Consider the following 14,048-nt stretch of genomic DNA (forward strand, 5'->3'; position numbering starts at 1 on the left):
GGCGGGTCGCGCACTCTGTTTCCGACACGTGAGGAAACAGCCTGATGATCACACCAGAACACCTGACCGGCTTCCTGATGATGCACGCCGGGTTCCGCGCCGAGTTCGGCCGCCTGGCCGAGGCGTGCGGCAACCCGCGTGACGACGCGCACGAGGAGCTGCTGGAGGAGCAGCTCGCGCTCGTGCTGGACATGCTGCACGCCCACCACTCGCACGAGGACGACAGCCTGTGGCCCACGCTCGTCGGCCGCGCCCCTGAGGCGGCGGACGCGCTGGCCGAGCTGGAGTCCGAGCACTCCGTGCTCGACCCGCTCATCGCGGCCGCCTCCGATCGCGGGGTGCCCCTGGCCGAGCGCGCGCCCACCCTGCGGCGGCTGCACGAGCTCGTCAACGAGCACCTCGACCACGAGGAGCGGATCGCCGTGCCGCTCATGCTCCGCCACCTCACCCTCGACGACATCGAGGCCGACAAACGCCAGGCGATGGACGACTTCGGCCGCCGCCGGATCCCCGTCATCTTCGGCTGGCTCGCCTCGAGCGCGGACGCCGACCTGCTCGCGGCGTCGTACGCCGACCTGCCTGTGGTGGCACGGCTCATGTTCCGCCTGTTCTGGTGGCCGGCCTACCGGCGGCGCTTCACCCGCCTGTACGGTGCCACGGCCCCCGCAAACCTTCTCTTGGAATCGTGATGACCACATCCACCTCGACCACGTGGCCGCGCGAGGCGGCCGAGATCTTCGACCGCGCCATGGTCTGCGAGTACGCCTCGCTCACCCGCGACGGCCGGCCCGTCACCTGGCCCGTCACGCCGTACGTCGGCGCGGGCGGCACCCTCGACGTGACCACCGGGCTCACCTACCCCGACAAGGCCGAGCGCGCCCGGCGCGACCCGCGCGTCGCGCTGCTCTACTCCAGCGCCGAGGGGACCGAACTGGGCCGGGCACCCATCGTCCTCGTGCAGGGCCGGGCGACCGTACGCGACGCGGATCTGCAGGCCAACACCGACCGGTACGTCCGCGAGTCGCTCGCCAAGACCGGTGCCGGGTTCGCCGGGATGCCGTGGTTCCTGGTGAAGCGGCTGGGGTGGTATTTCGCCCGCATCTGGGTGGAGGTCACCCCCGAGAGGATCGTCTGGTGGCCCGAGGGCGACCTGTCCAGGACGCCCGAGGTCTGGACGGGCCCGGAGCACGTCGCGGTCCCCGCCTCCGATCCCGCCCCCACGAGTCCCCGGCTGCCGAGCCGTTCGGCCCCGCCGGCGGACTGGCGGCCCTTCGCCGACCGCGCGGCACGCCTGGGCGAACCCGTCGTCACCATGGTCGCCGACGGCATGCCGCTGGCCGTACGCACCCGCTCCGCCGTACGCACCGAGGCCGGCTTCGACCTGCGGCTGCCCGCGGGCGTCCAGGCGGCCGAGGGGCCGGTGTGCCTGACCTTCCACCGCCACGGCCCGGCCATGGAGTGGCAGGAGAACGTGGTGCTCGTCGGGACCGCGGCCGGAGAGGGCGACCGGGTGAGCGTGCGGGTCGAGCGGGCCCTGAACGACTGGAGCCTCTCCGGGAGCCGCCGCGAGCGGAACCGCTCGTTCCTCGGCCAGGGCAGGATGCTCAGGAAGCGCCTGAAGGCCGAGGCCGCCCGCCGCGGCCAGCCCGTCCCCCGCGTCCGCCGCCCCACGCCTGGCTCCATCCGCGAATCCGCCGGAGCATGACGGCCTGCGGTACGGGTCCATTTGCCATCGGACGTGCGGGGTTCTCGCTTCTGCTGCACAGCACACGAGTACAGCAACGGACCCGCACGACGGCTTATCACTCCGTATGCGATCTTGCTAACACCCTTGCTGACAGAGTGCGATGATCTCGCTCATGCGTAGCGAATTGGGGCAGATCGTCGCGCTCAGGCTTTACCTGGGTGGGCATGTGAGCATGGCGACCTCGGCGCGGGTCGTTGAGCGCTCTGACGAAGGGACGCTGTTGTGGCTTGCTATGGGTTCACCCATGTGGCAGGTCGATCTCCCGAATGGGGAGCACCTGCGTGATGTGCTGCCCGAGGTGCGTCCCGTGGACGGGTATTCCTTGCGGGTCGGTGAGTGGGCTCCTCGGAACAACCTGGTCTATCAGCCCGTCGGGGCGGCTCATGCCGTGTGGTGGGGGTTCTCGGCGGACATGGTGTTCAAGGGGTGGTACGTCAATCTGGAGCAGCGGGTGGAGCGCGACGGGGGCATTGATGTCCTTGATCAGGAGCTGGATATTCTCGTGAACCCTGATCGGGATTGGCGGTGGAAGGATGAGGAATCGTTCGCGGCGAAGATCGGCCATCCTGCTTATTGGTCTTTGGGCGAAGCGGAGCGGATCAGGGCTGAGGGTGAGCGGGTTACTCGTCTGATTGAGGCTGCTGTATTCCCATTCGACGGTCGGTGGTGCGACTTCGAGCCGCCGGTGAGTTGGGGCGTGCCGGAACTGGCCCCTGAGCCGCCGAAATTCAGTGCTGACGTGCCGAAGGTTCTCCTTTTGGAGGCGAGCCTTACGGGAGACGAGGTGGGTTCGGGCTGAGTTCTTGATGGCTTCGGCGAAGACGTCAGCGGGTTCCAGTCGTTGCCCTGGTCGTAGGTGGGCTGGTGGCGGGTCCGCCAGCGGTAGACGTGACAGAAGGCCTCGAGCGCCTGGCGTCTCCGTGCGAGCGCGCCAAGCCCTGGTTGATCGAACGCGGTGCCTTGCCGATTGGCTGTCGGGGGCGAGGGGGTGGGGATCGGGCTTTTATTCGGTGGCGGGGTGGGTGGGTGGGGGACAACATGGCCAGGGTGAGTGACGAACCCCGACGGTGGACTCAGGCGACCGTTTACTCGGACATGTGGGTGGATCCGGATGAGGATCCCCGCGACAACACCGGAGCCAGTCCGGAAGGTGAGCTGGCGACGTTGCAGGACTATCTGGCGAACTACAGATTGACCCTGCTGATGAAATGTGAGGGTCTCGACGCGGAGCAGTTGGCTCGGCGGTCTGTGCCGCCTTCGACCATGTCGCTGCTTGGCCTGATTCGGCATCTCGCTGAGGTGGAGCGGGACTGGCGTGGGTGGATTCTGCCTGGTGACCCACCATCGAAGTTGTACGGCGGGCGCGATGGCGACTTCGACGGGGCGGTCGCTGATCAGGCGGTGGTCGACGCCGCGTACGTCGACCTGGCGCGTGAGCAGGCGGCCACCGACGCCGTGCTGGCCGAGTATCCGGATCTGGGTGTGCGGCTGGGGAAGGACGCCATCGCCGTCAGGGAGCTGCTGGTGCACCGGGTCGAGGAGTACGCCCGGCACTGCGGTCACGCGGATCTGTTGCGGGAGTGCATCGACGGTCGGGTGGGCCAGTAACGGGCCGTTTTCGGCTCTGCGGGGTGAAAGGCCCTTTCCCGTGGGGTGGATTCAAGTGGTCGGGAGAGGGCCTTTTCTATCTAGTGTGGCAGTGGATGCCGTGCTGCTCATCGGGCTGGCGCGCCGCTTCCTGCGCGCGGGCGTGTGAGCTCGCGCACAAGGTCCGCGCCTGTGGGCTCGCGCACAAGGCTCGCGCCTGTGGGCTCGCGCACAAGGTCCGCGCCTGTGGGCTCGCGCACAAGGTCCGCGCGTGCGAGCCCGCGCACAAGGTCCGCGTCTGCGGCCTGCGTCTGGGCCCAGCGCTCTGGGCCTAGCGCTCTGGGGCCAGCGCTCTGGGTTGACTTGCCGTCGGTGCTATCGGCTGGGCGCTGGTCTTGCTGACGGGAGTGCTGCGACGGGAATCGGCTTGGCATGGCCTCGGCCGGAGATGGGGAAGCCGGTGCGAATGGTTGTGGACAGGTTTGATCCGGCTGGTTGGGAATTTGGTCGGTTGAGAGAAGCGATCGGATTATCGTCAAGCACTCTTTGTCGGGGCGTGACCCCGGGTGGCGAGTTTGTCGTTGACAGCTCTGACTGTCGGCGGGCAAGGTTGCGGGGCACGCTCAAGATCGAATGCCATCCATGGCCGATGAGGGGGTCCGATGCTGCCTACGGACAAGTCTGAGCACACCCTTCAGGTGAATCCTCTGCTGGCTCGGCTTCTTTCGCACGGAGTCGAGACCTGTGTGTTCCGGGGATACGTCGGCCCCTCTGAGAACGACGGCTCCATAAGGCTTTATCCGTCGCTCGGGCGCCTGAATTTCTCCATTGAGATCCGCGTCGCGGACATTGTCGAGACGGCACCCGCGCCGAAGGCCGCTCTGCCGCACGACGGCACCGTCATCTGGGTTCGCAATGACGCCGAGGTCGTCTTCCACGGCGACACCGTCACTGTGGTGCCGGTTCGCACACTGCGTGGCGCGGCCACGGCGGTCGTCGACAACGCGGTGGTGTCCGGCTCGGGGGAGGCGGCAAAGCATGTCGACATCGTTCGTGGTCGGCTGCGGATGAGCGTGCCCGCGGCTGCGAGTGTGATTCGCGACGACTGCGATGTGTGCGCGTCGTGCCGAGGGTGTGCCAGCTGCACCAGCGTCTGTCAGTCCGGTCCGGCCTGACGGTCATTCATGGCGACCAATGCATCGGTCCGACGGCCGGTCAAGGATCACGCGGCGCTGGAGTACGAGGCTCCCTTCCTCCTCGAGAAGCTGGTCAAGGATCGAGTCGTCGACGAGACCGGCGAGGGCCAAGCGCTGTTCACGGAGGTCAAGCGCTATCTGGTGCTAACACGCCTGGATCACCGCGATGTCGCCTGGGAGATGTATTCGCGGCGCGTGGACGAGGTCTGGCACCAGTTCATCCTCTTCACGCGTGAGTACAGCGACTTCTGTGACGAGTACTTCGGTGGATTCGTTCACCACCGCCCGAGCAACGCGCCTGCGATGTCCCCGAATCGAAGCCTGCGGCCGTCAAGCTTCTCGTCGTTCGGAGCGCGCTACCGGGAGGTGTTCGGCCACGCGCTTCCTGAGTGCTGGATGGATGCGAGAAGCATCACGCCCGATCGGCGCCTGATCAGCAATGAAGCAGGTCGTCTGGTCGTTTCCGAAGGACTGGGCCGGGCGTCGCTCATTCGCCAGGACGGCACCATCCTGTTCTCGGTCGATGCGATCGCGCTGGAGGCCCTCGCGTTCGTGGCGAGCACCCCGGCGTTCTACGTCCGCGAGCTCCCCGGCGACCTCACCGACGAGGAGCGGTGCGCTGTCGCGGAAACGCTGCACGAGCAGCGACTCCTGCGGATCGCGCCGTAGTCGCGACCCCCTCACAAGGCGGCGTTGACATCGGTGACCGGAAACTCGAGTCCGACTCGTTCCCACTGCTCGGCTACCCGCCGCAGCGCGTGCTCGGACTTCTCCATCCAGTCCGGCCGTAGCGGGTGCCGGTCGCGCACGTGGAATTCCTCGATCGACGGGTGCGTGACACGGGCCAGGTAGCGCTCCGCGCCGAAGGCCAGGACGCGGGGCTCGCGAGCGATGACCGCACTTCCCATGGCCAGCCGGACCTGATAGTTCTCCCAGTAGCGAAGATAGGCGTCGAAGTAATCCATGCGGCACAGCTCCGCGCGGGAGAATCCGAGCGACATCAGTTCGCTCTCGCATGATCGCTCGATGTTCCCCCGTACGGCGAAGCGGCCACCGGGCGGCAGCCCGCCGGCCGTCTCGTACGTCGAGACGCACGACGGCACCGGATGCCGGACAGTGATGAGCCCTTCGTCAGGTGCGCCGAGTGCGGTTCGGAACAGACCGGCGGCGTAGACGGCCTTCGTGGCCTTCTTGGGAACGGTGGCGATCTGATCGCAGGCGAAGAACAGCTCGACCATGGTGAGATACTCCGCCATCGCTTGAAGACTTCTCGTCCAGCCGTTGCCGGAGACGCCGAATCGCCATGGCCCGGCGTGCGGGAATCCGTCATGGCCGAGCACTTCCGGAACCGTTTTGGGATCATATCCATGGGCGCGCAGCAATTGCTTCGTAAGATACTTTCCACCACTGCGAGGAATGCCCACAACCGGAATGAATCGGAACCTGGCGTGTACGGTGTTCAGTGTCGCTTCGTCGCCGATGAGCAGGGCGACGAACAATTCATATGCCCGCGCCACATATCGCTCACCTTCATCCCCGTCGATGAGCCTCGCTGTTCGCTCGCGCACGTCTTGCCTGGACGCGCGCCGCTCGGTGCCGACCCGTTCCCGGCCGCGCTCCGACCAGCTCGTCCCGTCGAAGGGCTCTTTCGAGATCCATCTCTCGAGGAAGTCGATAAACTCGATCGAAGGGCGAAGCTCCGCATCGGTGAGGTTGATATGAACGCTCATCGAATGCCAGTGTATCCGGAGACGAAATGAATGACCTGGATTTCTGGCTCGGCGCGTGGGCTGATGGACGGGTCGGCTCACGCGTCAACCGGCCGGACAATATCCTTGACACGTACTGGTCCTCGCTGAAACCCGAGACGGGAAAGCGAGTGCTCGTTCCGTTGTGCGGCCGGTCGCGAGATCTCGCCTGGCTCGCGTCGAATGGCTTTGTCCCGATCGGGGTGGAGATCTCTCCGATAGCCTGCCGGTCGTTCTTCGCCGAACTCGGAGTCGAACCGGTCCGGACCTCCTGCGGGCCGTTCGTGAAGTGGCAGGGCTCCGGCGTCACGATTCTTCAGGGTGACTTCTTCGACCTTGACGGCGCCTACGATGCGGCGGTCGATCGGGGTGCGCTCGTGGCCATCCCTCCGGCGCACAGGATGGCCTACACGAATCACCTCCACGCGCGTCTCGCACCCGGTGCGCCGATACTCCTCGTGACGATCGAGTTCGATCCGACGCGCGACGCCGGTCCGCCGTATCCGCTCTTCCCGGACGAGGTCCGCCGGCTGTTCCCGGGCTCTGCAGAACTCGCCCGGACTCCCTACCGGCGTCGGCGCTGGGAACACGTCGGCGGGGCGACGGGCGTCGTCTGGGGTGCGCGCACGGCTGCACCGGCTGGTGAGTCGTAACGCGCCTTCCCCGGCGTGCGGCTCGCCGTACTGAGGGGGACCAGACGGAGGGCCCCGGATCGGGTTGATCCGAGGCCCCCGTCGTTCGGTGTCGCGGGTCAGCCGGTGACCGGGATGTCGGTCTTCACCGGTGTCGGGGTGGGTGCGGGCTTGGGCTCGTCGGTCTGCGTGACGGTCGCGTCCCACTCGATCCAGTCCTGGGTCACCGTTCCATGGTGATCGTCACCGGGGTGGGTGGGGGTCGGAGTCGGCGTCGAGGTGGGCGTCCGCGTGGGGGTGGGGGTCGAAGACGGAGTCGGGGTGCCTGTCGGCGTCTGGGAAGGCGTCCCGGACGGGGTGCCCGTCGGCGTCTGGGACGGCGTTCCCGAGGGTGTGGGCGTCTGGGAGGGAGTCCCCGTGGGAGTGGGCGTCGGGGTGGGCGTGGGCTCACACTCGACCCAGAACACCTTCTGCTTGGCCGCGCCGTTCTCCCCCACGAACTTCCAGAACAGCTTGTAGTGCCCGTTCGTCAGGGTCATGTCGACCGTACGGCCATGCCCGTTGTTGTCGAGCACGAGAGTGCCGCTCTTCACCGTGGTCTTGTCGCCCGTGGGCGGCCAGGACTGGATCTCCCAGCTCACCTTCTCGGCCGCGTCGAAGTTGAACCCGACCAGATAGAACACGCAGACGTGCGGCTCGTCGCGCTGGTCGTCCTCCGGCGTCGTCCACTTGTGGATCTTGACGTCGCCGTTGTCCCCGTGCGGCTTGCCTTGGAGCGCTCCCGCTGAGGCCGTGTTGGAGATGGTGAGCACCGCGAGAGCCGCCACTGCGAGCATGAGGGCCGCCGTCATCCAGCGACGGGCTAAAGAGAGTCTGGGGGGTGTCACGACCGCACCTCGGTTTTTCTGAGAGAACTGGAGTCTCATGGGACTCATCTGTGCAAAAATGTAACACTCGCTGGCGGATGGGTTTCAAACGTTCCAAACCGTTATCTAGCGGGCGTCTTCTCAGCAACTCAGGAGCCGATCGTGCCGTTGGATGCCCCCCGCCGACTCCTCTGCGCCGCGCTCGTCGCCATGAGCCTTGTCGCCTCGACCCCCGCCGGCGTCTCCGCGTCGCCCGTCACTCTCGCCGCCTCGGTCGCGGCGACCCCGCTTCCTCAGGCCACCACGTCCACTGAGCTGAGCGGCCTCCCGCAGGACACCGACATGTACGGCAAGCTGAGCGGCCTCGTGGTCCACCCCGCCCGAACGGTGGCCGTCTACGCCCTGCCCGGTGGCAAGCCCGCGGCCACCCTCCCGGCGAAGCAGCTCGGCAGCCAGACCTGGGTACCGGTGGTCGAGGCACGCAAGGGCTGGTACCGCGTGCTCCTGCCGAGCAAGCCCAACCACGTGACCGGCTGGATCAAGACCAAGGGCCTGAAGAAGGCGCGCAGCCGCTACCGCGCCATCGTGAAGCTGGGCACCATGCAGCTGACGGTGATGAACGCGAAGAAGAAGCTCGGCACCTGGACGGTGGCCATCGGCGGCCCCGAGACGCCCACCCCGGTGGGCAGGACGTTCCTACTGGCCCTGATGTCGCCGAAGAAGAAGACCTACAGCCCGCTGATCCTGCCGCTCGGCACGCACTCGCCGACGCTCGACACCTTCGGCGGCGGGCCCGGCACGGTCGCCTTCCACGGCTGGCCGGACCGGAAGGTGTTCGGCAAGGCGGTCACGCACGGCTGCGTCAGGGTGCCTGCCGGTGCGCTCAAGGTGCTGGCGGGGCTGCCTCTGGGGACGCCGGTTCTGATCGCTCCCTGAGGGTGAGGGCGGCGGGTCCTCGCTGTGCGCCAACGCGAGATCGTGGCGACAAGCAGGATCCAGCGGTCGTCAATATGGCACGTCACGGGTTGAGCGCCTAGAGATCGGTAACCCCGCGTTCCTGCAGGTAGGTGGGCTGGTGATAGTTGCCTGTCTGCGGGGGAGCGCTCCCAACGGGCCCGCAGGTTTCCTGACTATGACTGTTGCGCAACCTTCATACATAACCGTAATGTATGGCGACATTCTGATCATGAGGCGTGCACCCGGAAGAGGGACACGATGGCGGAGAAGAACCCCGACGACTGGCACTCATGGAACGGCGGCTTCGCGTTGCCCGGAGGGTGGCCCTACCCGTCGCCCGGCATCAACGTCGACCGCGCCGCCCTGAAGCGGGTGGCGTTCCAGATGGAGCAGACCATCCAGGACGCGGTCAAGGGCGGGCCGTACCTCCCGCGGTTCGATCCCGTCCCGGAATCGTCCTGGAACGACGCCGCGGTGAGGGAGACCGACGGCGGCGACGCCGGGTCCGTCGGCAAGTTCCCGAACGACACCAAGGACTACTTCGACCTCAGCGGCACCTTCGGCCACGAGCTGTGGCAGGAGAACGGCGTCTCCGGCCCGTACGGCGGGGGTTCGAGCTGGATGGAGGTGGCCGGCTACCTGCCCGGTTCGTGGGAGTCGGTGAAGCACTTCAAGAAGAACCTCGAGCGGACCGTCACCACGATCGACGGGTACGGAGAGCTGTTCTTCGAATCGTTCAAGGGCCTGGCCGACACCGTCGTGCTGACCGCGCTCAACTACGATACGGCGGAGGACATCCTCCAGCACGGCAAGGGCGCCTTCAGGACCGCGATCGACGGCCGGGGCGTGGTCAAGGCCGACGAACCGCTGTGCCAGGGTTCCTGGTTCTGCGAGAACGTGTCGTCCAACGAGGCCCCGGTCATCAAGACCTTCTTCGAGCGCTGCCACCCGGAGCTCCTCGCCGCGGCGGGCAGGACGCTGCGCGGGACCGCGGACCGGCTCGCCGCCGGCGTGGGCGCTCTCGCGCACCATGCCGAGCAGCTGGCTCACACCTGGCCGGGGGAGACCTCCACGCTGTGCCTGGACGCGCTGCGCAAGCTGCACGCCAGCGGCCGGACGATCGCCTACGCCGCCGGCCGTACCTCTGAGGTGTGCACGGGGTTCAGCTCGGCGTTCGCCGAGTACAAGACGCAGGGCGAGCACCTCAACGTCGACAAGGCGGGATGGTTCGACCGGACCTTCTTCGACGGGAACGACGACGACCGCAAGGACAAGTCGCGGGCCCAGGAACTGCTGATGAACTTCAACTCCCGGCTGGGGGAGGCCTTCGCCATGCTCCCGGCCGAGCTGGAGGTCTGCCTGCCGCAGCTGCAGGGGTTCCAGTACTTCGCCGGGCCGATGTCGGCCACGAGCTTCGACGACCTGGTCTCGCAGGTCAACGTCAACGACGCCATGCGGATTCTGCGGAGCGTCGAGGACGACCCGAAGGACCTGCTGCCCCTTTCCTGACTCCGGCACGGCAGGGTCAGGGGGAGCGGGCGTCCAGTTCGCGTTGCCAGAGGATCTCGGTCAAGCGGGCTTCGGCGGCGGCCAGGTGGCGCCGGTAGGTGGTCATGGGCAGGCCCAGGAGCTCCGCGGCGGCCGCCTGGGTTTCCGCGGGCTGGACGAAGGTGTGGTGAAGGGCCCGGTGCAGGCGGCGGTCGCGGGGAGAGGCCGCCAGCTGGTCGCTGGCTTCCTTGAGTACGGCGCGCAGCGAGGACTCCTGGCCACGGGCCAGCATCGAGGCCAGCAGGGGCGAGTCTCGCAGGCCGCCGGCGCGGCCGAGGGCGCGCAGGGCCGATTTGACCGCGGCGGCGAAGGATTCCTCGTCCAGGAGCGAGGTGGGCGAGGAGATGAGGGCGTCGCGCTCGGCCAGGCGGGAGACCCAGGCCAGCGGCGGCACCGCGATCCAGTCGTGGCCGAAGACGGCGTAGCCGTGGCCGCCCACCGTGAAGTCGGCCTCCGGCATGCGGTGGAAGTCCACGTGCGCGCATCCCTCGGCGAACGGTTCCGCGGAGGCGAAGGTCAGCAGCGTGTAGTCGGGACACGCGGCCTGCAGGTAGGACCTGAACAGCTGGACGGTGATGAACAGCTGCACCGGTGACGGCTCCTGGTACCGCTCCCCGTCCATCCAGAAACGCACCATCTGCCCGCGGCCGGGCACCCGCGCCATGGCGGGGTCGTCACGCGCCGAGGCATCCACGGAGATCAGCTGGTAGAAGCCCACAGTGACGCCTTCCGACGACCGGATCGCCACCGCGGATCCCGGTTGCCGTTCGAGCCAGGACGAGCAGATCCGAGCGGATTCCTCCCCTTCGTGCTCGCGCACCCAGGACACGAACAGGCTCAGTTCCGCAGGTAGAGCGGGATGTGCGCTCAGCGCGCCCGTCTGCGGATAACCCGCCACGAACGGCCCGAGCACGGACGTGTCGCGATGCAGGTAGACGAAGTCCAGCAGGATGAGCTGCTGTACGGCGGGCCGCGCCACCCCGAACTGCTGCCGGTAGTAGGCGGCCGCCCGCTGCCGGATCTCCTCGCACCCGTCCGGGTCACGCCAGCGCAGCTCGGCGCCCAGCGCGTCGCGGGCCAGGTCGTGCGGGAACAGGCCGCGTGAGCCGTACTCGACGATCGACAGGTCGCGCAGCCAGGCGAACAGCTCGGCGGCGTCCCGCAGGTCGAGCAGCGCGGCGAGCAGCGGCTCGGTGGTGGCGAGCACCTGCGCGCAGGCCTCGAGCGCCTGCTGGTGGAGCGGGCTGGGCACGGTGTCGACGAAGCTCTTCAGCAGCGCGCCCATGACCTGGTGCGCTGAGACGGCGGAGAACCTGCGTTGCGCGGCCACGTCGGCGACCAGCGCGAGCGCGAGCGGGTGGCCGCGGGTGAAGTCGAGCGCCGGGATCTGGTCGGCTTCCGGCACGCCACGCAGTTCGAGCAGCCGCCGGCCCTCCGGATGGCTGAGGTTGCCGAGCTGCACGATGTCGACCAGCTCGCGCCAGCCGGGGTCCGCCCGCCAGACCGGCGGCGGCCGGTCCCTGCCTGCCAGCACCGCGAGCGCGTCGCCGGCGAGCGCGGGGATGAGATCCCTGCGCAGCCAGCGTTCGAGCGGCGCGAGCAGCTCAAGCGTGTCGATCAGCAGGACCAGGCCGGGCATCGTGGCCAGCTCGTCCAGGTTCGCGATGCCGAGGGTGGCGAGCACGGCGGTCTGGGTGGGTTCGATCTCGTGCCCGTCGAGCCAGATCACCTTGCGGCCCTCGGCGGCCGCGCGCCAGCCGTACTGGTGCAGCAGGGCGGTCTTGCCAACGCCGCCGGGGCCGTAGACGAGCAGGACCTGGGCCGGGAGCGAGGGGTCGAGGAGGCGCTCGAAGGCCGCCAGCTCGCTCTCCCTGCCGACGAAGCCGCGCCGTCGTGCCGTGTCAAGCCGCTCGCCCAGCCGCATGTCCGCAGTGTGCGGCAAAATCCGTTGCCTGTCTCGAGGCTGTCCGATTAGTTTCGAGGCGAAGATCCCGAATCCCGGGGAGGCACGCATGGGCAAGGTCTCGACTCTCTGACAAGCCAGATTCCTTCTCCCTGTCAGGAGTTCTTCCTTGCGTGCCAGAAAACTCGGCGCGGACTTCCACAAGCTGTGGACGGCCAGCGCCGTTTCGAACCTGGGCGACGGCGTGATCATGGTCGCCGGCCCGCTCCTGCTCGCCTCGCTCACCGGCGATCCGGCGCTCGTGGCGGGCGCCGTGCTCGCCCAGCAGCTGCCGTGGCTGCTGTTCGCCCTGATCAGCGGCGCCTTCGTGGACCGGCTGGACCGGCAGCGGCTGATCGTCGTGGTCGACGTGCTGCGCGGCGCGGTCATGGCCGCGCTGGCGCTGTCCATCGCGCTCGACGCGGTCACGATCCCGCTGGTGTACGCCGCGGGGTTCCTGCTCGGCACCGGCGAGACGCTGGCCGACACGGCGGCCGCCGCCCGGCTGCCGTCGATCGTGCCCGGCGAGCTGCTGTCCCGCGCCAACGCCCGGCTGACGGCCACGTTCCTGGTGATCAACCAGTTCGCGGCCAAGCCGTTCGGCGCCTGGCTGTTCGCCGTGGCGGCCGCCGCGCCGTTCGGGCTGAACGCGGCCACGTTCCTGCTGGCCGCGGCGCTGGTGATGTGGATGCGGCCGATCCCGCGGCCGCCCGCCGAGCGCCGCTCGATCAGGCGGGACATCGCGGAAGGCGTCCGCTGGCTGCTGGCTCACCGGCAGCTCAGGACGCTGGCCGCGGTGCTGTGCGCGATGCAGGTCACCTTCTCCGCGGCCTTCGCCGCCTACGTCCTGTACGCCAGGCAACGCCTGGGGCTCGGCCCGCTGGGCTTCGGCGTGCTGGTGACCGCGGGCGCCTTCGGCGGTCTGTTCGGTACGGCTGCCGCGGCCCGGCTGGAGAGCCGGTTCGGGCCCACGGCGTTGCTCAGGACCGGACTGGTCGTCGAATGCCTCACCCACCTGGTCCTGGCGCTGACCAGGAGCCCGTGGGTGGCGGGCGCGACGATGGCCGTGTTCGGCGTGCACGCCATGGTGTGGGGCGTGGTGGTCGCCGGCGTCCGCCAGCGGGCGGTGCCCGACCGGCTGCAGGGCCGGGTGGGCAGCGTCTACAGTCTGTTCGACGTGGGAGGCGCCGCGCTCGGGACGCTGCTCGGCGGTGTCCTGGCCCGCGGCCTCGGGCTCACGGGGCCGTACTGGGTGGCGTTCGGTGCCATGGCGGTGATCATCGCCACGGCGTGGAAGCCGCTAGCCGTACGATCAACAGGTGATCGAGCTGCGCGAACAGGGTGAGATCCCGCGCCCGGCCGGCGAGGTCTGGGCGATCGTGGCCGACTACGGGCGGGATCCGTCGTGGCGCCGGGGCGTCGAGACGATGGATCCGAAGCCGGCCGGGATCGTCCAGGTCGGCACCACGACCGCCGAGGTCATGCGCTTCGCCGGGCGCACCTACCGCAACGGCGGCGAGGTCGTCATGGTGGATCCCGGACGTGCGTTCGCCTGGCGGACCACCTCGGGGATCGACGCCGAGGGCGGCAGGTTCGTCGAGCCGCTCGACGAAGGCAGGACGCTGTTCACCTTCCATGTCCGGATCCGGACGCGCGGGGTCGAATCCGTTGTGGCGCCGGTGCTCCGGTGGCTGCTTCGACGGGCGATCCGAGCGGATATCCGGAGATTGGTAAACCAGTGTGACTCCTGAGGCGTCTCTATCCCAGGGAGGCCCACTATGCGCGTCCTTGATGGCCTCGCGGCGCCCGAGCTTTACGAGCTCCA

The 14,048-nt window shown here is 68.3% G+C and carries 14 protein-coding genes; 11 read left to right on the forward strand and 3 right to left on the reverse strand.

Annotated elements, in window-relative coordinates:
- Positions 1–44: 44 nt before the first annotated feature.
- The 6 genes from KIK09_RS43625 (at position 45) to KIK09_RS43650 (ending at position 5,199) form a co-directional block, all read left to right on the forward strand.
- Positions 45–689 carry a hemerythrin domain-containing protein gene (locus KIK09_RS43625; protein WP_214325391.1) on the forward strand — a complete coding sequence of 215 codons (645 nt, stop codon included), beginning with the start codon at positions 45–47 and terminating at the stop codon, positions 687–689.
- Positions 689–1,705, forward strand: a complete 1,017-nt coding sequence (locus KIK09_RS43630) for a pyridoxamine 5'-phosphate oxidase family protein (RefSeq protein ID WP_214325392.1) — start codon at positions 689–691, stop codon at positions 1,703–1,705. The genes KIK09_RS43625 and KIK09_RS43630 overlap by 1 nt, the downstream gene beginning before the upstream one ends.
- Positions 1,706–1,859: 154 nt before the next feature.
- Positions 1,860–2,546, forward strand: a complete 687-nt coding sequence (locus KIK09_RS43635; protein WP_214325393.1) for a ribonuclease FAU-1 family protein — start codon at positions 1,860–1,862, stop codon at positions 2,544–2,546.
- Between the two features lie 248 nt (positions 2,547–2,794).
- On the forward strand, positions 2,795–3,355 hold the full coding sequence (locus tag KIK09_RS43640) for a DinB family protein (RefSeq protein WP_308164674.1): 561 nt from the start codon (positions 2,795–2,797) through the stop codon (positions 3,353–3,355).
- Between the two features lie 641 nt (positions 3,356–3,996).
- Positions 3,997–4,509 carry a hypothetical protein gene (locus KIK09_RS43645; protein WP_214325394.1) on the forward strand — a complete coding sequence of 171 codons (513 nt, stop codon included), beginning with the start codon at positions 3,997–3,999 and terminating at the stop codon, positions 4,507–4,509.
- A gap of 9 nt (positions 4,510–4,518) precedes the next feature.
- Positions 4,519–5,199: a glycine-rich domain-containing protein gene (locus KIK09_RS43650; protein ID WP_214325395.1), complete on the forward strand. Its 681-nt coding sequence runs from the start codon at positions 4,519–4,521 to the stop codon at positions 5,197–5,199.
- A gap of 11 nt (positions 5,200–5,210) precedes the next feature.
- Here the strand turns inward: KIK09_RS43650 and KIK09_RS43655 are convergent, their stop codons facing one another.
- A complete protein-coding gene (locus KIK09_RS43655; protein WP_214325396.1) occupies positions 5,211–6,260 on the reverse strand; it encodes a hypothetical protein in 1,050 nt (349 codons plus the stop codon).
- Positions 6,261–6,286: 26 nt separating this feature from the next.
- Here KIK09_RS43655 and KIK09_RS43660 point away from each other — a divergent pair, with 26 nt between their 5' ends.
- Positions 6,287–6,931, forward strand: coding sequence for a class I SAM-dependent methyltransferase (locus KIK09_RS43660; RefSeq protein WP_214325397.1), 645 nt, complete (start codon positions 6,287–6,289; stop codon positions 6,929–6,931).
- Between the two features lie 98 nt (positions 6,932–7,029).
- Here KIK09_RS43660 and KIK09_RS43665 read toward each other — a convergent pair whose 3' ends face one another.
- The gene (locus KIK09_RS43665) at positions 7,030–7,761 is read right to left on the reverse strand and encodes a hypothetical protein (protein ID WP_214325398.1); all 732 of its coding nucleotides are present in this window, start codon (positions 7,759–7,761) and stop codon (positions 7,030–7,032) included.
- Between the two features lie 177 nt (positions 7,762–7,938).
- On the opposite strand from KIK09_RS43665, the gene ldt-CoaP reads away from it, so the two are divergent.
- Both ldt-CoaP and KIK09_RS43675 read left to right on the forward strand, forming a co-directional pair.
- Positions 7,939–8,712 carry a L,D-transpeptidase family protein gene (gene ldt-CoaP / locus KIK09_RS43670; protein ID WP_308164675.1) on the forward strand — a complete coding sequence of 258 codons (774 nt, stop codon included), beginning with the start codon at positions 7,939–7,941 and terminating at the stop codon, positions 8,710–8,712.
- 279 nt (positions 8,713–8,991) lie between these two features.
- The gene (locus KIK09_RS43675) at positions 8,992–10,242 is read left to right on the forward strand and encodes a hypothetical protein (protein ID WP_214325399.1); all 1,251 of its coding nucleotides are present in this window, start codon (positions 8,992–8,994) and stop codon (positions 10,240–10,242) included.
- Positions 10,243–10,258: 16 nt separating this feature from the next.
- On the opposite strand, the gene KIK09_RS43680 is transcribed toward KIK09_RS43675, so the two are convergent.
- Positions 10,259–12,205 carry an ATP-binding protein gene (locus KIK09_RS43680; RefSeq protein ID WP_214325400.1) on the reverse strand — a complete coding sequence of 649 codons (1,947 nt, stop codon included), beginning with the start codon at positions 12,203–12,205 and terminating at the stop codon, positions 10,259–10,261.
- Between the two features lie 148 nt (positions 12,206–12,353).
- Between KIK09_RS43680 and KIK09_RS43685 the strand changes: the two genes are divergently transcribed.
- Entirely contained in the window at positions 12,354–13,568 is a 1,215-nt protein-coding gene (locus tag KIK09_RS43685; RefSeq protein ID WP_214325401.1) for an MFS transporter, read from the forward strand.
- The gene (locus KIK09_RS43690; RefSeq protein ID WP_214325402.1) at positions 13,543–13,974 is read left to right on the forward strand and encodes an SRPBCC family protein; all 432 of its coding nucleotides are present in this window, start codon (positions 13,543–13,545) and stop codon (positions 13,972–13,974) included. Before KIK09_RS43685 ends, KIK09_RS43690 begins: the two co-directional genes overlap by 26 nt.
- Positions 13,975–14,048: the final 74 nt, after the last annotated feature.

The organism is Nonomuraea sediminis, from assembly GCF_018531495.1.
GTDB lineage: Bacteria > Actinomycetota > Actinomycetes > Streptosporangiales > Streptosporangiaceae > Nonomuraea > Nonomuraea sediminis.